Annotated in this window: 15 protein-coding genes; 8 read left to right on the top strand and 7 right to left on the bottom strand. The window is 52.0% G+C overall.

Annotation, left to right across the window (positions count from 1 at the left end):
- Positions 1-294 precede the first annotated feature (294 nt).
- The 4 genes from ltrA (at position 295) to CFELI_RS08550 (ending at position 5,493) form a co-directional block, all read left to right on the top strand.
- Complete coding sequence (gene ltrA / locus CFELI_RS08565; RefSeq protein ID WP_290258968.1) at positions 295-1,617, top strand: group II intron reverse transcriptase/maturase; 1,323 nt, start codon at positions 295-297, stop codon at positions 1,615-1,617.
- Positions 1,618-1,816: 199 nt separating this feature from the next.
- Positions 1,817-2,740: a hypothetical protein gene (locus tag CFELI_RS08560; protein WP_277104488.1), complete on the top strand. Its 924-nt coding sequence runs from the start codon at positions 1,817-1,819 to the stop codon at positions 2,738-2,740.
- A 47-nt stretch (positions 2,741-2,787) separates the two neighbouring features.
- Complete coding sequence (locus tag CFELI_RS08555; RefSeq protein ID WP_277104489.1) at positions 2,788-3,186, top strand: hypothetical protein; 399 nt, start codon at positions 2,788-2,790, stop codon at positions 3,184-3,186.
- Positions 3,187-3,615: 429 nt separating this feature from the next.
- On the top strand, positions 3,616-5,493 hold the full coding sequence (locus CFELI_RS08550; RefSeq protein ID WP_277104490.1) for a VWA domain-containing protein: 1,878 nt from the start codon (positions 3,616-3,618) through the stop codon (positions 5,491-5,493).
- A gap of 180 nt (positions 5,494-5,673) precedes the next feature.
- On the opposite strand, the gene CFELI_RS08545 is transcribed toward CFELI_RS08550, so the two are convergent.
- Positions 5,674-6,165, bottom strand: coding sequence for a type II toxin-antitoxin system VapC family toxin (locus CFELI_RS08545; RefSeq protein WP_277104491.1), 492 nt, complete (start codon positions 6,163-6,165; stop codon positions 5,674-5,676).
- On the bottom strand, positions 6,155-6,949 hold the full coding sequence (locus CFELI_RS08540) for a hypothetical protein (protein WP_277104492.1): 795 nt from the start codon (positions 6,947-6,949) through the stop codon (positions 6,155-6,157). Before CFELI_RS08540 ends, CFELI_RS08545 begins: the two co-directional genes overlap by 11 nt.
- A gap of 166 nt (positions 6,950-7,115) precedes the next feature.
- On the opposite strand from CFELI_RS08540, the gene CFELI_RS08535 reads away from it, so the two are divergent.
- Positions 7,116-8,669 carry an IS1380 family transposase gene (locus CFELI_RS08535; protein WP_290258967.1) on the top strand — a complete coding sequence of 518 codons (1,554 nt, stop codon included), beginning with the start codon at positions 7,116-7,118 and terminating at the stop codon, positions 8,667-8,669.
- A gap of 337 nt (positions 8,670-9,006) precedes the next feature.
- The gene (locus CFELI_RS08530) at positions 9,007-9,240 is read left to right on the top strand and encodes a hypothetical protein (RefSeq protein WP_277103483.1); all 234 of its coding nucleotides are present in this window, start codon (positions 9,007-9,009) and stop codon (positions 9,238-9,240) included.
- A gap of 78 nt (positions 9,241-9,318) precedes the next feature.
- Here the strand turns inward: CFELI_RS08530 and CFELI_RS08525 are convergent, their stop codons facing one another.
- Positions 9,319-11,706, bottom strand: coding sequence for a glycogen/starch/alpha-glucan phosphorylase (locus CFELI_RS08525; RefSeq protein WP_277103484.1), 2,388 nt, complete (start codon positions 11,704-11,706; stop codon positions 9,319-9,321).
- Between the two features lie 233 nt (positions 11,707-11,939).
- Here CFELI_RS08525 and CFELI_RS08520 point away from each other — a divergent pair, with 233 nt between their 5' ends.
- Positions 11,940-12,305: a DCC1-like thiol-disulfide oxidoreductase family protein gene (locus CFELI_RS08520; RefSeq protein WP_277103485.1), complete on the top strand. Its 366-nt coding sequence runs from the start codon at positions 11,940-11,942 to the stop codon at positions 12,303-12,305.
- On the opposite strand, the gene CFELI_RS08515 is transcribed toward CFELI_RS08520, so the two are convergent.
- From CFELI_RS08515 to CFELI_RS08505, 3 genes are all read right to left on the bottom strand, one after another.
- Complete coding sequence (locus CFELI_RS08515) at positions 12,295-13,518, bottom strand: amidohydrolase (protein WP_277103486.1); 1,224 nt, start codon at positions 13,516-13,518, stop codon at positions 12,295-12,297. The genes CFELI_RS08520 and CFELI_RS08515 overlap by 11 nt on opposite strands.
- Before the next feature lie 69 nt (positions 13,519-13,587).
- Positions 13,588-14,865: an amidohydrolase gene (locus CFELI_RS08510; protein WP_277103487.1), complete on the bottom strand. Its 1,278-nt coding sequence runs from the start codon at positions 14,863-14,865 to the stop codon at positions 13,588-13,590.
- Positions 14,866-15,053: 188 nt separating this feature from the next.
- Positions 15,054-15,209 carry a hypothetical protein gene (locus CFELI_RS08505; protein WP_277103488.1) on the bottom strand — a complete coding sequence of 52 codons (156 nt, stop codon included), beginning with the start codon at positions 15,207-15,209 and terminating at the stop codon, positions 15,054-15,056.
- 341 nt (positions 15,210-15,550) lie between these two features.
- Between CFELI_RS08505 and CFELI_RS08500 the strand changes: the two genes are divergently transcribed.
- Positions 15,551-16,504: a hypothetical protein gene (locus tag CFELI_RS08500; protein ID WP_277103489.1), complete on the top strand. Its 954-nt coding sequence runs from the start codon at positions 15,551-15,553 to the stop codon at positions 16,502-16,504.
- A 645-nt stretch (positions 16,505-17,149) separates the two neighbouring features.
- Here the strand turns inward: CFELI_RS08500 and CFELI_RS08495 are convergent.
- A complete protein-coding gene (locus tag CFELI_RS08495) occupies positions 17,150-18,484 on the bottom strand; it encodes a DUF4921 family protein (protein WP_277103490.1) in 1,335 nt (444 codons plus the stop codon).
- Positions 18,485-18,617 lie beyond the last annotated feature (133 nt).

Below are 18,617 nucleotides of genomic sequence, written 5' to 3'. Positions count from 1 at the left end.
AAGAGCATGTTCTTAATCGGGGAGGCCTGTCACAGACTGTGCCAAGTAGGTGTGGTAAGCCCTGTTGTGGGTTGGTGTGGTAGGAGTCAGCCGAGGTCATAGTACTCGTGGGAGACACCGCGGTCCGCGGTAGCCCTTATGGTGGGTGAGCGAGGAAGGACTGAACTTTACATTGTTGAGTATGGAACCTGGATTGTAGTTATGCATAACGGTGAAAGCTGCCAACCACGTGTGTGTGGGCATTATGGGGAGGATAGGGTGAATCCCGACGATAGCCATGGTGTGCCTAGTTGTGTGTCTGCCGATGTAGGGGAAGTGTCAACTGGTGCGGGTGCTGATCTGTGGAATCAAGTCTTTTCAGGTGGCAATCTCCGCACTGCATTAGAGCGGGTTAAGACGAATAAGGGTGCTGCTGGTGTGGACGGGGTAGGTGTTGAGGATATTGACGTTTATCTGCGCGAACACTGGAGTGGCATTCGTGAGCGTCTTGACGCGGGAACGTATAAGCCGTTGCCGGTTCGTGAGGTGATGATCCCAAAGCCTTCGGGTGGTTGGCGTATGCTTGGTGTTCCGACTGTTGTTGATCGTGTGATTTGTCAGGCGATCGCGCAGGTACTTACGCCTATCTTTGATGTGGGGTTTGTGCCTGTGTCTTTTGGTTTCAGGCCTCAACGTAGCGCACATATGGCGTTAAAGACCGCACGTGGGTTTCTTAACGAGGGGTATGTGTGGGTTGTTGAGGTTGATTTGTCGAAGTATTTCGACACGGTTAATCACGACATGTTGATGTCGAGGGTGGCTCGTAAGGTTGACGATAAGCGCGTGTTGAAGCTTATTCGGGCGTATTTAAACGCTGGGATTATGGCTGATGGTGTTGTTCGGTGTAGTGATGCAGGGACTCCGCAGGGGTCACCGTTATCGCCGTTGTTGAGCAATATCATGTTGGATGATTTTGATCATTATCTTGCATCTAAGGGCACGAAGTTTGTTCGTTATGCTGATGATATTCGGGTCTTTGTTCGTTCCAAGCGTGCTGCGCAGCGTGCGCTTGCCCAGTCTGGGAAGTTTCTGGAGGGGAAGTTAAAGCTGCGGGTTAATCAGGAGAAGTCCACTATTTGTCATGCGATTAAGGCGGAGCTTTTAGGCTATGGGTTCTATCTGGTTCGTGGTGATCAGTATCGGTTTCGACTTACTAAGGCCACGAAGGTGAGGGTTTTAGCCCGAGTGAAAGAGCTTACGGCAAGATCGTGGTCGGTGTCGATGGAGTATCGCATTGACCGGTTAAACAAATATTTGCGTGGATGGCTTGGTTATTTCGCGTTGGCGGATGCGAAGGTGTTTCTTAACCGGCTGGATGAGCATCTTCGTCGTCGACTGCGGATGTGCGTATGGAAGCAGTGGAAACGTATCCGAACGCGGATACGGAACCTCTGCCGCTTGGGTGTGGATAAACAAAAGGCCTATGAGTGGGCTAATACCAGTAAGTCCTACTGGCGTATCGCTGGCTCGTGGGTGCTTACAACCACGCTTACTAATGCGTATTGGAATGACCAGAACCTCGTATCAGCCGTGGCGTATTGGAACTATAAGCACAGTCAATACTCTGTATTGGTGTAAGGAACCGCCGTATGCGATGAACCGCACGTACGGTGGTGTGAGAGGGCTGCCGGGAAACCCGGCACCCTACTCGATTCGTCAGTATCCGTGAGTGAATTCGCCTGTGTTCACTCATGTGGCTTGTGTAACGCTTCGCGCATAAAAACCTATGGTTTTAATAGATAAGGTTTTTTCTACGTGTTTTCAGGAGGATAACATCATGAAATCCAAGATCTTTTCTGCTGTACTAGCCGGCGCGTTGGTATTGGGTGTGGCGCCAGCCGCGCAAGCTTTGGAAGAAGACTATTACAAGGTGCAGGTCACGAAGGCTGCCGATGGCACGTGTACGTTTGCCAAAGGAACTGTGGATGCTAGGCGCGACGCCGAATTAGCTGCGAAGGTGAAAGCTCAGGCTAGCCGCGCATTGGAGATTTTCGCGATCAATACGGGCTTGACCATTGAGGAACTGCGCTTGTTAGCTGCAGCTGATGATTTCGGAAATGCGCTGCGCGATAAGCTCATGGCGTTGGGATTCATGCGTACACAGGCAGTTAACGCCGCTTCGCGGGTGCGCCAAACCATCCGAGTGATTGATACCGATCCAACGAGTGACCAGTTCTTCCACCTGCCTCGCGTTGTTGCTATCGATCCCATTGATTTTTCAGGCTATGACGCCAAGGTTGCAGGGCTGAAGCGACACTTGTCGTTGATTGCGGCACTGGATCAGCGGGATACCCGCAGTACTCACCGCACGGCACGGCAACTCGAAGTTGTTGAGTATAACCGGTGGGCATTGAGTGCGAATCAGATGTTTGTCGCGATGACTGAGTGCGATGGGAAATCGCGCGAACGGTTGCCGTATCTGAATGTGGACAATGTTGGGGGCACGCTCCCTCAAGGGTTGCCAGCATACGAGGAAGAATATAAGGGTTCTTGGCTCTCGGCATTCTTGTGGAGTCTAGGATTCCCCGGTGCGGTGATGGACGAATCAGGAAATGTTGTGCTTGAAGACCCTATTCCTGGCGATGCATATTCTGAGTTCCATCACCGTGTAGCAGTGATGATTGTCAACGGTGTGAAGGGATTGTTCAAGATTTTGTCGGCCCTGTCGAGCCCACTTTCTTCGCTAGGGGCTAAAGCCTAATCTCCTCTCTTTTTCACTAGGCTGGGGGTTGGAAGGAGTGATGTATTATGCGAAGACTTCGATGGATTGATCCCCTCATTGCTGCGGTTGTGACGATTGTAGTTTTTGGAATAATGCTGGCAATTGTTTTTCTTGACCGCAGCCCTGGTGGAATCGGTGAGGCCACAATGTGGCTTACGGGATTTTTTATCGCCGCAATGATTCCTGTGTTTGTGCTTTCGTTGGTGCGCTCGGCGCTTAATGCTCGCCCACTGATGGTGTATCTCGTGGGTGGGGTAGTGCTTGCACTGGGCTTAGCAGCTTATTCTTTGAGTTTGGATGGTCAGCAGTTACATCCTGAGCCTGTTCAATTCATGGCAATCGCGGTGATTGTGGTTTCCATTTTGGTGGGAATTGCCGTTGAAATTGTTACTCGCCCACCGAAAAAGGAGGTAACGGGTAATTAAAACCACCCCTAGTTCATGAGGGATATTCGTGAATGACACACAAGGTGGCAAGGCAGATCTCACCATTGTGCGCATGGCACTGGCCGTACCTTTGAGTATGGCCAGTGCCTTTATGTAGTGAGGTGTACTCGCCAGAATATTTTGTGGTTAAGCCGTAAAACGGCTAACGCAGCTTTCGCGATGGTTGTCATGGCCTGAGGGCATTGTGTGACACTTCGAAAAAGCTTTGAAGTATTTTGAGCATGGTGTTTGCTCCTTCTACGGGTGCCCGCAGTGCTGCTACGGCTCTAGCCCGCGCTCTTGAAAACCTCATCGTACTATCTCTGTGTAATCGGGGGATAGGGCTTTATTTCCCCTTAAATAGAAGTAGTGTTCATGCTACCGTGAGGGGTATCGGTCGTGGTGGTGCGTGAAGGAGCCCGAGCTGTGGTGCGTAAAGTAATGCTTCTTATTGGCATGATGGCGTTCAGTGTTGCGGGCTGTGCAATACCTGACGGGCTGCAAAGCCCGCGAGAATCAGAAGATAAGGGTGTGAATATTCGCACTGTCGATGATCCTCAGCCCCCGACTAAATTGTTGGTCGATATCTCTTCCAGCATGAATGAATATGAAGGTGAGCGCACCCGTTTTGACATTGCGGCGCAGTCGGCCGAGGAGTTTTTAAGCAGTTTCCAAAATCCGAGCATGGTAGATATTGATGCGTTCGGTGGGGACTGCGCGTTATATGAGCTTGCTGGATTCGAGCATGAGCACGACATTGTCGAGTGGCTTAAAGCTGACTTCACACCACGTGGCCAGACCCCACTAGTGTCGGCGATTATGGAGGCAGCACGTAGTTTCCAACCCGAAGAGGAGGGCGTGATCGTTGTGCTTTCCGACGGCATGGATACGTGCGGCGGAGATCTTGGCGAGTTGGCGGATTTTCTGAAAAACACGTATCCGAAGGTGCGCCTTGATGCTGTGGTGTTCAAGGAAGATGCGAGTGAATTGGCATTTGTTGCCCAGTCCACTGGTGGCATTGCTGTGAGCGCGCATACTGATGCGCAGCTGACTCGCCGACTCCTGGCGCTTCGCGATGAGACTGCGAAACTGAATCTGTCCGAACAAGGCGTCGAGGGTATTGCGCTAGGCGATTCTCTCGACCAGTTGAAGTTGATTGCTGCGGAATTTGCTGAATGCTCTGGCGATTGCACAGTGGTATATCGCGACTGTGCTTTCGTGGTGGAGAACGGAAGTGTTGTCAAAATTATTTTAGGCCCGGGGAGTGAAACAATTGATGGCTTGCGGGTTGGTGCCTCGCTTGACGAGGTGGAAAAGCTTTTAGGTCAGCCAATTCGAGTCCAGAATTTGCCACGGGGTCAACGCGAGCACGATTTCGCTATTACTGAAACTGACCTCTGGCGGGTGACAACTGTGGAAAACACAGTGGAAGATATCACCTTGTGTCGTTGTAATACGATCAATGCGGACCGGCAATTCCATAACGAGCAATCTATGGGATCAGTTCGGGTAGGGGATCGACTGGGGCAGCATCGGGAGAAGCTTTTTATACTGAACAATCTTGCAGGTGCTGATGGCTTTTACCGTGTGGGTAACTACATTGTTATGCACCATCTGGAGAAATTTGTGGTGTATGCCGAAGTGGGGGATGACGATCCCTTTAATGCACGCATCAAGTATTTACTTCCGTATAACAGGTTCGATGGCCTCCGCTTTGCCAGCCAAGCAGAAGCTGACCTGTATTTCAAAGGTGCTCCTAGTCGGAATGGTGTGTCGAGCAATAGTAGCTTTGCGTACTATCCGATTCTAGGAACGAGGGATTTCTTCCTGGTTCAGTGGCTCGTTGGTTTTGACGCGGGCTATAACAATGAGCTCACTCCCGTGCACGGCGTTGAGGATTTTGCTGATGGGCAGGCGTTGACCGCGATGGGGCGGATGGCTTTCGGTTTTGGTTTGGCTGGACCGTTTGGAATGAAATCGAAACCAACCAGCCCGAATTCTTATGAAAAAGCTGGGTGTCAATTCCACGATTTTGGTGATTTCGCTGCTGTGTATCACGGAAAAGATTTGGTGGGTTTTTCCTCTGTGGAAGGTACACCGAACCCAGCCATTACAGCGCGTGCGCTGTCGGTTGGTGACAAAACAGGTGCTATTGATTCCGTTTATTCCGATGTGGATCGCGTCGGCGATGTGCTTCAGTTGGGTGAGCACTACTTAGGTTTGAGTAGCGAGAATGGGCGAATTAGTGGAATCCGCACGGGTACTTATGAGTTTGTGGCAAACCGGATTTGTGTGTTGGATGAGTGATACATCAAGGTTTGTCACGAAAATTATTGAAGTATTCAGCCGAAATGGTTTGCTGGAAACCCCGCCCACTCCACGCCTTTTGACCAGTACGGATCACCGTTTGAAGTATTCTCAGGCAACAAAGCTCTCGTAGTGGCAATCACCCAACGATTGGAGCAGATTAATAAGGTAGCAGGCTGATTAGTGTGGTATTGGGAACAGAGATCCTTGACCCTCAACTACAGGTTTTGTCACCTTAATTTCTTGTAGGCTCTGTGCGCTAGTGATGAGCTTGTCGTCTTTGGTAAAAAGATATTTGCAGCCAGCTTCGATGGCACAGGCAACAACACACGCATCGGCAGGCCTAATCATAAATTCTGTTGCCAGCTTCTGTGCCCGTTTCATCGCGCGGACATCAAGCTCAATCCAGAAAGCGCCACAGCCATCAAGAAACTTTTTGGCCAACCCAATTTTCTCATTAGAAATCGGAGGGGTTTGGGCACCAAGGCGCATACTGGGAGTGCCTATGGTTTCCACACCAACAAGAGTCGGAATATAGACCTGAAACCGGCTATCTTCAAAAAGTTGTTCTGTGCTTTCAGAAAGTTCCGGGTCTTCATCAAAAAACAAACCAATAATCAAACAAGTATCAATTGCTACAGAAATTGGTTGAGAAGATGATTTAGCATTCACGAGCGCGGGGAACCTCCGATGCACCATTATGATTACTGGAATCGCGCATCCTACGCACCAGTTCAACTGCACTAATTCCATCAGGGGCACAATCGCGCCAAATGCCCCGACCACTGAGGTAATTAGGTGTATCGGGGGCTTGTTCGATACGACGAACCCGAACATAGGAAATCTGATTGGATTCAGGGTGCCTTTGAATTAAGCCGTACACATCAACATTCTTGCGCAATAGTGATCTCACTTGTGGGTCGAGGTCTTCATCAAATTCGATTCGAACTACTCCATGTCGGGCTTCTGAACGCAACTTAGCCACAAATGTAGGGCTCGAAGCAGAATAGCTATAGAGTTCGCCACGTACCGAACCTAACGAATATGGAAGCTCTTTCAGTGCTTTTTCAACAGCATTGATTAAAGAATTATCGAGGACATTTAAAACACGGTTCTCGTGATCTACTAGAGCAACAGATTCCACACCCGAACGCTGCGAAAGCTTCGCAAGATCATGCACATTCTTGACTTGTTTCAAAGACCAGTCGGAAGGGATTTCTCGATCTTCGAGGATTTGATAAATGCCCTTAGTTAAGCGCTGCTCAATCTCTTCATCGACATGAACCCCGAGAATGGCACTTCCTTCTTCAAGCTTTGCCATCGTGACCTTTGTAGATGAAGGCAAGAAATCCTGCACTAACTTCGTTAACAGTTCAAGCGCGGTAATAACGGTCTTCGCCTCAATTTCGTCAAGTTCACCGTTCAACTTAATTGAAACTGCACGGTCTGGTTGCATTATTCTTCTCACCTCCATGTTCCTCGTGTCGAAAGTTTAGTCTAACCCGGATTTTTCATGGGTGTGGGGTGAAAAGGTGAGCAAAAAGTAAAGAAAGTGCTTCTTGACCTGCTAGAATAGAGATGTTTTGAAGTCAATAATCTAGGCAGAAAGAAACACTTTCAAGGTGAAGACTACCACATACATTCCACGGGTTGCTAGCTGTTCTCATCTTGTATCCGGTGCGGGGGTGTTACCGTTTGCTCACGTAGCCGAATTGGTGGGAATAAGTGACTGCCTTGATTCCGCTTTGCCGCGTTCTGGGCTCACGCACACGTTAGGGGATGTGTGGGTGAATCTGGCTTTATCGTTGATTGCTGGTGGGGATGATGTCCACGACATCACCTTGCTTTCTTCTGTTTCAACCGCGTTAGCATCAAAATCGTTACCGTCAGTGACAACCGCATGGCGGCGGATCACAGAATATGCAGATACCAGCGAGCATGTGCGAGAAGGGTTTATCCACGCAGCGAAACAAGCTCGCACTAGGGTGTGGGATTTGTTAGGTGATCACGCTCCGCATCGGGTGGCAACAGTTGAACAACCACTGGTTATCGATATTGATGCCACGTTGATTACCGCACATTCCGATAAGGAAAACGCGACGCCTACCTATAAGAAAGGCTTTGGTTTCCACCCGTTATGTGCCTTTATTGATTACACCAGCATCGGTCTGCCTGGTGGGGAGTTTCTTAACTGCCTGCTTCGACCAGGAAATGCCGGGGCAAACACAATTCGTGATCACTGCCAGCTTGTTGACGAGATTCTTGCCACCCTGCCTGATCACAGTGATGGTCAACCCTGGGGCAAACGATTAGTCATCCGTGCTGACAGTGCTGGTGGGACAAAGAAATTCATCAGTTTCCTCAACGATCACAACCTTGGGTATGTTCTGGGTTATTCCGCCCCGCCGACAGCGCGCATCACCCTTGACCATCACCTTCAATCCCAACAAACAACCAACGCTGATACACAACACTTGGGAACCAGTGCTCACACAGGCAAAGACTGTGATCGGTGGGATACTCGGGTGCCGATTGTGCGTGCTTCAGGGGATCTGGTTTGTGATGAGAACCATTTCCTTGAAGACATCACCGGACTACTGCGCACCGCAAATATAGATGAGCACCAACCTTTGGTGAATCTTCTAGCTGACTACCCCGAGGATATGCGTGTTATCGCACGAATCGAACCACCCCACCCAGGGTGCCAACACAGTCTTTTCAACCAACATGGTGTTCGCGCCCAACTGTGCGTAACGAACCTTATTGGGAATATTCAACACATTGACTACTGCTACCGTAATCGGTCTTTATGTGAACAACACATCAAAGACACCAAAGACCAAGGCCTTAGTAAACTGCCGTTTAAACAATTCGGGGCGAACCAAATCTGGTGTTTGATCGTTGCACTATCCCACCAACTTCTTACCTGGACGAAACTCATCGACGCCTGCCACCACAAGGATCATTCACACCAAGAAACAAGCAAGCCTTGGTGGACATGGGTGCCGAAGACTATCCGTGTAAGGTTTGTTGCGGTTGCATCAAAAATCACCACAAGCAGCAGACGCATCATCCTCCAGCTTGACCAGCACAACCCCCACACCCACACACTGGTCACGCTTATTGGCTACACCCAGAGCCTTCTACAGCCACGCTGGAAGAAACGAAAACCCTAACACCCCTAGGCCCACACACGCGATCTGGCAGCCACACTGCAGGCACACCCCAACCCCCAAACCCCACACAACTTTATGGACGCACACCTTGCCCTAAAAACCACGAATCAAAGGGCGAAGGTGAACCAACCAACCCCACAAACACACCACCCCAACCCACCACCACCAAACCCACCCCATGAAAAATCTGGGCTAACGCTAAACACAGGGGCAGTACAGGGGAACAGGCAAAGTTTCCGAAGACGTGTCTAGATACACGTGTAAGCGTGCTTCCAGTGTCATGGTCGTCGAGCTCCACAACAGACCTTACTGAAAATCCTTTGCTACTATGGCGGGCATGGATAAAAACGATGAAACAAAGAATTGCTCGCTCATGAGTATTCCGGATTCTGACGCGGTGCCAAGCCAAACTCAAGCTAAAAAGAAGGGCATCAGCTACTTCTTAGCGTTAACATTGGGTTCTTCATTCGGCCTAATTCTCGGCACCATCATCGATGACATTCCCCTGGGAATCATCATTGGCACCAGCACAGGAATTTTCCTCGGACTCATCTTCGGCTTCAAGGATTAACGCCCTGATATTCACAACAAATGCTCCCCACCATCGCAGAGTTGATGGTGGGGAGCAGTGTTGTACAAGGGGAGTGGGCTAAATCTTGGTAGGCTCCAGCTTCCACACCTCACGGGCATAATCGCCAATGGTGCGGTCGGAAGAGAAGCGACCAGATTCGCAAATGTTTACCCAGCACATGCGAGCCCAGTGCAGGCGATCAGCGTAGAAGTCCTTAGCCATCTTGTCGCGGGTCTCACGATATGCGGCGAAATCGCCCAGCACATAGTACACATCCGGGGTTTCCCAGCCCCCGCCGTCGAGAAGCGACGAACGCAGGTCATGGAACATACCCGAATAGTTATCGTGCAAGCGCCCATCCACCAGCGCATCCAGCACACGCTTGAGACCAGGAACAGTCTCATACTGGTGGTGTGGATTGTAATGCGCACGCAGGGCAGGAAGTTCCTCCACCTTCGCACCGAAAATGTAGGCATTTTCCTCGCCCACAGAGTCGAGGATCTCCACATTCGCACCGTCGAGCGTGCCCAAAGTGAGCGCGCCATTCATCATGAACTTCATGTTCGACGTGCCCGATGCTTCCTTACCTGCAGTAGAAATCTGCTCCGACACATCAGCGGCCGGAATAATGTTCTCAGCAGGGGAAACATTGTAGTTTTCCACGAACACTACGGTGAGAATCTTCGACACAACCGGATCATTGTTGACCAAGTTTGCGATCTCGTTGATCAGCTTAATGATCGCCTTGGCGCGCACGTAGCCAGGGGCAGCCTTCGCGCCGAAAATGAAGGTGCGCTTCGGAATGTTGTGCTCACCATCTTCCTTAATGCGGAAGTATAGATCGAGCACATACAGTGCGTTCATCAGCTGACGCTTGTACTCGTGCAGACGCTTAATCTGCACATCGTAGATGGAGGTCGGGTCGATCTCAAGGCCTTGGCGGTCCTTAATCCACGCTGCGAAATCAGCTTTGTTGGCATCCTTGATATCCAAAAGCTCCTGCATTACAGTCTCATCTTCGGCGAAGTGGCGCAGCTTCTTCAGCTCATCAAGGTCGGTCACCCACGCATCAGAGCCGGACAGGCGGGTCAAAAGATCGGACAAACGAGGGTTGCACATCTTCAGCCAGCGGCGAGGGGTGACACCATTGGTCTTGTTGTTGAACTTCTCAGGCCAGATGCCATGCCACTGCTTCAAGGTTTCAGCCTTGATGATCTCGGTGTGCAAGGCAGCTACACCGTTGATGGAATACGCAGCGTAGCAGGCAATCCAGGCCATGTGAACCATGCCGTCGTGAACAGGGGACATGTACTCAATCTGTCCCTCATCCACACCACGCTCACGCATTTCCTCACGGAAACGGCGATCGATCTCCACCACAATTTCAAAGATACGGTGGAATAGCTGCTGGAAGATCGAGCAAGACCACTGCTCCAACGCTTCTGCTAGGACAGTGTGGTTGGTGTAAGCGAAAGTTTCATTGACGATCTTCCAAGCTTCTTCCCAGCCAAGCTTGTGCTCATCCATGAGCAGGCGCATCAGCTCTGGGATGGCGAGCACTGGGTGGGTGTCGTTGAGCTGGATGGAATTGTACTTACCAAAATCGCTGAGATCCTTACCATGGTGCGCAATATAATTGTCGATCATGGCCTGCAGGGAAGCGGAGCAGAAGAAGTACTGTTGGCGAACGCGCAGAACCTTGCCGGCGTAGGTGGTGTCGTTCGGGTACAGCACGCGGCACAGGTCCATGACCTGCTCGCGCTCGACGATGGCGTCGGTAAAGCGCTGGGAGTTAAATGCGTCGTAGTCGAACTCTTCCATGGGCTCGGCCTTCCACAACCGCAGGGTGCCCACGTTGTCGGTGCCGTAGCCGGTAATCGGCATGTCATATGGGGTAGCGCGGACTGTCATATCGTCGAAGGTGACAATGCGCTGCTGGTTTTCGCGGCGTACCACGAAGGGGTAGCCGTCTTCCTTCCACGCATCGGGCTCTTCGGTTTGGAAGCCTTCGCTGAAGATCTGCTTGAACAATCCGTAGCGGTACAAAATACCGTAGCCGGTGACAGGATAATCCTGGGTGACAGCGGAGTCGAGGAAGCACGCTGCCAAGCGGCCCAAGCCGCCGTTGCCCAAAGCAGCATCGTTTTCAGCTTCAAGAACATCCGAGAGTTCGTGGCCGAGCGCCTTGGTTGCGCTTTGTGCTTGTTCTAGGAGGTTGAGGTTGGTGAGGTTGTTCAGCAGCGCGCGGCCCATGAGGAATTCCGCGGAGAAGTAGTGCTGCTGGCGGGTGGCGTTGTACGCCTGGGTGGTTTTCTCCCAACGATCGGCGAGCTGTTCCATGACAGACGCGGAGAGGCCGAACCAGAATTTGCGGGCGGTTGCATGCTTCGGGGAGGTGCCGGAGGCGGCACGAACGTGGCCTGCAACGGTGTGATCCAGCGCTGGAAGCTGCTCAGATGCGTTCATAGTGGGAAGTTTTCTCCTTCAAAGTATTAAAAAAGGGTTCTTTCCTCTCGAAGTGCCAGTGTGTGCTTGTGAGGGCACGTGGTTGTGTATTTCAGTTGCGCACCACGGTGTGCGCAGTGAAACGGTGGCCTTCGTCGTTGCTTAGTGTAGTCCGGGTGGAAATAAAAACTACTATCGACAGTGTTGAGCGCACCCTTCTGCGCCCCGCTGGGGCGATAGATAGAATGGGGCGCATGTGTGAGTTTTACTACGATGCTGATTGTGGTTTTTGTGACGCAAGTGCCCGAGTGCTGCAGCGACTGTGCCCTAGCATTGTTGTGATCCCTGCGTGGAGTGAGGGAGATTTCTCACAGTGCGTAAGAGAGCACATTTCCACTGAGGCTGTGGCGATCGTCGATCATGAACCATATTTCGGGCATGAGGCAATTGGGGCGACGCTGCGTGCAGCGGGGCGGTTATCCTTCATCCGGCTAGCAGGCAACGTGCTGTGTGCGGGGGTACTGCGGCCGCTGTGGCGCCGGGTATATCGCAGCATTGCTTTGCGACGTCATCAGCTCGGCCCCCTTATTGGTGCGGATGCTTGCCGGATCAGTCCTTAGTTCCCAAGTAGCCCTCCAGTGCAGCAAGCGTGGCGTGTACGCAGCCGTCAAGGGTGTTGCGGAAATCTGGCAGGAATGTGCTCATGTGGTTGACCGGCACAAGCTCGTGGACGCGGTCTTCTGAAACTGCCTTATCCCACAGTTCGTGTGGGGTGGAACCAACGAACCAGAACATGTAGGGGATATTCTTTGCCCTGGGGATATAGGAGAAGTCTTCGGAGGCAGTCCACGGGGTAGCGTCTAAAGAGTGGGAGCAGAAGTGGGCGTCGAAAAGCGGACGCACTATGTTAAACACTTCGTGCGAATTATCGGTGACAGGGCCTTGCCCAAAATAACGAAACGTCGGCGGAGTAGTGAAATTGGAGGCGGCGCACTCGGCGCGAACGACACGCTCAATCGCTTCGTACAGGTGCGCGCGAACCTTTTCATCATAAGTGCGCAGGTTAAGCACAATGCGGGCCTGGCCAGGGATAGTGTTGTGGGAATTCCCAGCCTCAAAAGTACCCACACTGATGACAGCAAAATCACTCGGGGCAACCTCGCGACCCACAATACCTTGAAGCCGAAGCACAATTGCCGCCGCAGCATACGTCGGGTCGAGGGAATTGTGGGGCATGGAGCCGTGCGCTGCCTTACCAGTAATGATGATCTCAATCGCATCACAGGCTGCCATGATGGGCCCAGGCATGCTCATAATCGACCCAGCGCGACCAGGAAGGATATGCTGCCCGAAGCAGACATCCGGTGTAGGAATGTGGGCAAAAAGGTTGTCATTAACCATCGCGAGTGCGCCTTGGCCGTTTTCTTCGCTGGGCTGGAATAACGCAATGAACGTGCCGCGCCACAGGTGTCGATTGTTATCAAGGTGATGAATAACAGCGATCAGCGAAGTAGTGTGCATATCGTGGCCACAGGCATGCATTTTCCCAGGAACAGTAGATGCGAAGGACACCCCTGTTTTTTCCTCAACAGGCAGCGCATCGAAATCAGCACGCATAAGGGCAGTTTTCCCCTCACCATTGTTCAACACAACCACGATGCCGTACCCACCAATAGAGCTATGAATGGTGGCATCAATGCTGCGCAGCTCAGCGAGGATTTTCTCAGCAGTCGTATGCTCTTGCCCAGAAAGCTCGGGGTGGGCGTGGAGATCCTCGTAGATTCTCCTCAGCTGCGGGTAGTTGAGTTGGTGTGCAGTATCCAGAAGGCTCATAGGACTGTAGTGTAGGTTTCGCCACGTGTACGGCGATAACCGCATGGGGGTGAAGTGGGTGTGAGAAGTTTAAACGCTGGCGGAAAGGTAGTGGCCAACGGCCAGCGCGCTGGCTCGCAGCCCAGAGTAAAGCGTAGGGAAAAAATCAGGCAAGAACGTCGACATGTGATTGACGGGAATCGTGCTGGCGACTGTGCCGGTGGATTGTGCATGATCCCACAGGTGGGCAGGGGTCGCGCCGATAAACCAATAAAAATAGGGGGAGTTGAAAGCAGTGGGGATCAGGGAGAAATCTTCGGACGCTGTTTCGCCGGAGCTAGTACGAGAGCGCGGACCGAAATGGGCGTCGAAAAGCGGGCGGATAGTGTTAAAGACTTCATGCGCATTCTCCGTGACCGGAGCATGGTTGAAATAACGAATCGACGGCGGGGAAGTAAGCCCAGAAGCAGCAGCTTCAGCATTAACAACACGCTCGATAGCGCTGCGCAGAAGCTCACGATTTTTCTCACTGTACACGCGCAGATTCGCAACAATGCGAGCCTGGCCAGGGATAGTGTTGTGGGAATGACCTGCTTCAACCATACCCACGCTGATCACCCCGAAATCGCCGGGCGCAAGCTCACGCCCAACGATGCCTTGAAAGCGCTGGATGATAGCCGCAGCAGCAAACGTAGGATCCTGGGCAGTGTGGGGCATAGAGCCGTGGGCGGACTTGCCGTACACGATAATCTCCACGGAGTCCGTGCCGGTGAGAGTCGCCCCAGCCGTGCTGATAACATCACCGGCGCGACCGGCAACAATATGCTGAGCAAAGCACACATCGGGCGTAGGGATCAGCTTCGCCAAACCATCCTCAACCATGGAGCGCGCCCCCTGAAGAGTTTCTTCAGCGGGCTGGAACAACGCGATAAACGTGCCACGCCACAAATGCCGGTTGCGATCAAAGATTCTGCACAACCCCACAAGCATGGTGGTGTGCATATCATGCCCGCACGCATGCATCTTCCCCGGAACAGTGGACGTGAAGGCCACGCCTGTTTCTTCTTCAACGGGAAGTGCATCGAAATCAGCACGCATAAGTGCGGTAGTTCCTTCCCCATTGCGGAAGACCGCAACAATGCCATGTCCACCAATACCTGTATGGATGGTGGCATCAAGGGTGCGCAATTCAGCGAGGATTTTCTCAGCGGTCATCTGTTCTTCCCCAGAAAGCTCAGGGTGGGTGTGAAGATCCTGGTAGAACGCCTCAAGCTTGGGATAATCGGCGCACGAAAGCACCTGCTCGTCGAGGAATGAGGTAGCTTTAAAGTCCGCTGGGGAGGGTTTGTTGGAAGAAGTGAGGTTCATCTACACAACTGTAGCAGCGCTGATACTTAAACCATGATGGGGGCTAGAGAATTTTATTAGGAGAGTTCAACAGGGGGATAGCTTAGGTCCTCTCCGCCTATTGTCTGTGCATCTTTGCTGTCTAAGCTGCGTTCGTGTGGTGCCTCTCTACGTAGCTACTCGACTTTTAGTGATTTCGTTGAGGAGTTTTAGGCCCCGCCAGCCTGAAAGGTCGAGTTGGAGGAGTGGTGGGGTGAAAAAAACTCAAGGCGGGCGGAGGATTCAGGGCTTGGACTCGACTTATTCTGCGCACCGCCTAGTTTTTTTACCTTCAGGCGGGCAATGAGTCGAGTTCGTTCAAGCACGCAGGTGTTGCGACCTTCGTTCAAGGTGACAATGTGATTCAACTCGACTAATCCAGTTGAGTTCTTGGGTTTGAGTGCGGGGAGGAAAGGAAAGGTCGAGCGAGTGTGGTTTTCCGTGCTTGCAATTCCTGATTGAGGGCTTCTGGGGCTTCAAAGCTTCTGCGCAGCGCGCTCGTTATGTGTGTGGTGTCACAATTGTGGGGCGAGAGGGCAAAGTTATCCACAGGTTGTGCACAATTTGTGATCGGCATCACAGTGTGTTGGTGTGGTTATCCACAGGTTTTGGGTGGTTTTGCAATCTCAACAAGACAAGCCTGTACCGCTGTGTAAACATCACAAGTATGAGCAAAGAAACGTCGTACCTGAAAGCTGGTTATTTCTACCGAAACATGCGTGGGTTAGTTGAACATGCTGCTTTGCTGCAGAAGCTGGTGTACCTTCGCAACGTGGAACCTCATCGGCGCTGTGTACGCTTTTGCCCAACGTGGGGTCTTTACAGTTCTGATTATGCTTCTTTGCTGCCGAGCGTTCGAAACGTCCTGCGTTGTTTTGCGATTGCTCTTTCGCGTAAAAGTGCAGTACTGAGTGGGGAAGCTGCGGCGTGCGTGTTGGGGATACCTTTCCTCGAAAACAATAAACTAATGAAAACCGTAACTGTGACTCTTCCTGGCAGAATGAAACCCCCAGCGCGCAACCAGCGTGGTGAGCATGTGACCTACTCGTCGCGGCTGTTACCTCCGGAGGATATCGTGATAGAAAACGGCATTCGTGTGACGAGCATTTCTCGCACGTTCCTCGATTTTGTAGCCTCGGGGTCAAAAGAGAATGCACTGTCGTTTATCGAGGCGGCTTTTTATCAAAAGCGCACGTCGAAAGCGAGGGTTGCCCGGGATTTAAAGAACATGCCTAAGTTGGCGGGCAAGCCTGATGCCTTGGCTTTATTGTCGATGGCGCGGGAAAATAGTGAGAGTTTATATGAGACTAAAGCGCGTTACATGATTGAAGTTGCTGAAATTTTTGGTGTGGAATCTATTGAAACTCAGGCTGTGGTTGCGTTCACGGATACTACCTACCGCATTGATATTTTGATCAATGGTTTCTTGGGTATTGAGATTGATGGGCGCAGCAAGACGAAGAATAATCCCGAAGCTCTGATTGAGGAGCGTATTCGTGAAAAGCGCATCCAAAATAGAGGGTATGTGATGATCCGCTATCACCCCGATGAGCTCACGAGCGGTTTTATCAGTGATATTTTCAATCTCCTCCACAACCACCAAAAGCTTAAAGCTGCCTAAATTTAGTGATAGGGCGCGTTGTTGTGTGCCTGTGTGCACAGGCGTTTTGGGGGATCGCTTGCGCTTAAAACTGAGACTTTGCCTGAACTTTATTTGCATAAGTCCAGTACAAAGATGGATTAGGGGAGGGGCGTGTGTGCAATCTTTGACTGCAATCTTTAGCCCGGCGTCGTAAAGAGCGTGAAGCGCAAGGGCGCGGTGGTGTTGACCTAGGAAACTCGTGATTGCGCGGTGTAAATTCCGAGGAGAACAGGGTAGGGCAGCGCTGCGATTGTGCTTTTCGACGCCCTCATACCCCAGAGCCTTCAAACTACAGCTTTGCTCCACGCTGCGATTTTGGCGTACTTCCCCTAGGAAACTCGACTTTTCGCTTGAAGTTATGGGCTTTTCTAGCGTCGGTGGCCTAAAAGTCGAGCAGGAAGAGAGTAAGCGGGAGTAGGGGAGCGTAAGAGCGTGGGGTACGCACCCACTACCAACTATGAACTCGACTTTTAAGAGCGACACCCGAGGAAATTTGGGGTAGTGTTCATGAAAAGTCGAGTTGCCTCACGAGCCCCATGCGCGTTTCTCTATGAAACGCTGCGTAGGGCAGGCGGGGTGGAGAAGGGATGGTGCGCACGCATGCCTTCTGCAGTCGTGGGTGGTTTAGCGGGTGAGCAGGGGATTGTATTTGAGGCTGTTGCGTTCCACGGCGCATTCGGTGGCGATTCGAATCGTTGGTGCGATGGTGTTGGAATCGCGTAGGCGGTAGAGGGCATCAACAACTCGGTCGCGCAATTGCCAGGGGCTGATGGTGTTCAGGTACACCTTGGTTACCCCTTCGAAACCTGCGAGGGTGGAGATGCGCCATTTGATCATTACGCGCCATGGCATGGGGATATCGAGGTCAATGGGTTGGTGGTGCCATTCTTCGTTGCATGGTACTTCGGGGCCTGCGGCGGCGTGGCAGGCGTGGAGTAGGTCGCTCATGGCGTCGACTTCTTCTTTGCTCATCAGCCATGGTTGGGTGGTGGCTGATGTGGAGAATACCTCTAGGGTGGGGTAGCGGTGGCCGAATCCTGCGAAGCATACGGCGTGATCGTTTTCGGCGATGATGAGGTTGCGTTTGGCTGCGTAGTCGACTGCCCACTCGTTGTACATGTTGGGGTTTTGTCGCAGCTTGGCTATTTCGTGTTCGGCGGAATAGCCGCGTTCGTCTATCGCGACGAGTTGTTTGTGCAAGTGGTCGAAGGATGCACCGGCAGGTTTGAGCCAGTTTTGAAAGACCGCTACATAGCAGGCGTACCTGTTGCGTTGGTAGAGATCGTCCATGGCGGCGATGGTGAAGTGGATAAGCCCGCGGTGTTCTTCCACGCTTAAGGTGCCGCAGGAGGCGAGTTGGGAACGGTTGGTTGCGTGGTCGCTGAAGTGTCGCCTAGCGATGATGACGTCGTGCCCACCGGCGAAGAATGCTTCGGCGAATGTCAGTAATTCTTCTTCGCTCGCGTTTTCTGCCTCATTTTTTCGACCCGCGGCGATGAGTTTTGTTTTCACAATGCTCAGGGCGTGGGCGCGCCCAGCGGGATCATTGAGGTAGTTGTTCATCCAGCATCGGGTGTGTTCATCCATTTCGTACTGGTAGTTGGCCTGCCAGTAGTCGTAGGTGACGATTTCGAACAGGTTGGGTACGCGGCGAAATTCGTAAGGTGCGCGTTGCTGTTGCTCGATGCTTAATCCTGAGTGAAGGGTGAAGGAATCGTCGACGGCAATCAGGCGGGATTTCTCTGGTGGGGTTTCGCTGATGCGGTCGTGACAAAAAGCACAAAAACTGTGGCGGTCTTGCTGCTGGAGTGGGGAGCAATCGTGGGCTGGGGTGGTAATGGGGCGGTTGCCTCGTCCGGGAACTGTCCACACCTCGGTGCCGGAGAATGGGTTGATCTGTTTGACCGTGCCATCAGCCATGACCTGAATTGGGTTGATGCGTGCAGCAAGGAAGCTCATAACTTTTCACTCTAGGAGCAACTGGGCAGCGGGCAAAAATCCCACCCATATCGGCGCGAAAACGCACGAATTTTTCACTCCTGTACGTGTGTGCGCCAGCTGACAGTCCAATGTGAATGAAAGGGTGAGGGTG

The sequence above is a fragment of the Corynebacterium felinum genome (genome assembly GCF_030408755.1).
Lineage (GTDB): Bacteria > Actinomycetota > Actinomycetes > Mycobacteriales > Mycobacteriaceae > Corynebacterium > Corynebacterium felinum.
Note: the sequence above shows the minus strand (reverse complement) of the source record. Positions and strands in the feature narration are given on the sequence as shown.

Bases quoted from the DNA above. Each gene is read 5' to 3' on its own strand.
- CFELI_RS08495 (WP_277103490.1), bottom strand. From the start codon at position 18,484: ATGAGCTTCCTTGCTGCACGCATCAACCCAATTCAGGTCATGGCTGAT.
- CFELI_RS08510 (WP_277103487.1), bottom strand. From the start codon at position 14,865: ATGAACCTCACTTCTTCCAACAAACCCTCCCCAGCGGACTTTAAAGCT.
- CFELI_RS08555 (WP_277104489.1), top strand. From the start codon at position 2,788: ATGCGAAGACTTCGATGGATTGATCCCCTCATTGCTGCGGTTGTGACG.
- CFELI_RS08520 (WP_277103485.1), top strand. From the start codon at position 11,940: ATGTGTGAGTTTTACTACGATGCTGATTGTGGTTTTTGTGACGCAAGT.
- CFELI_RS08560 (WP_277104488.1), top strand. From the start codon at position 1,817: ATGAAATCCAAGATCTTTTCTGCTGTACTAGCCGGCGCGTTGGTATTG.
- CFELI_RS08515 (WP_277103486.1), bottom strand. From the start codon at position 13,518: ATGAGCCTTCTGGATACTGCACACCAACTCAACTACCCGCAGCTGAGG.
- CFELI_RS08500 (WP_277103489.1), top strand. From the start codon at position 15,551: ATGAGCAAAGAAACGTCGTACCTGAAAGCTGGTTATTTCTACCGAAAC.
- CFELI_RS08525 (WP_277103484.1), bottom strand. From the start codon at position 11,706: ATGAACGCATCTGAGCAGCTTCCAGCGCTGGATCACACCGTTGCAGGC.
- CFELI_RS08540 (WP_277104492.1), bottom strand. From the start codon at position 6,949: ATGCAACCAGACCGTGCAGTTTCAATTAAGTTGAACGGTGAACTTGAC.
- CFELI_RS08530 (WP_277103483.1), top strand. From the start codon at position 9,007: ATGGATAAAAACGATGAAACAAAGAATTGCTCGCTCATGAGTATTCCG.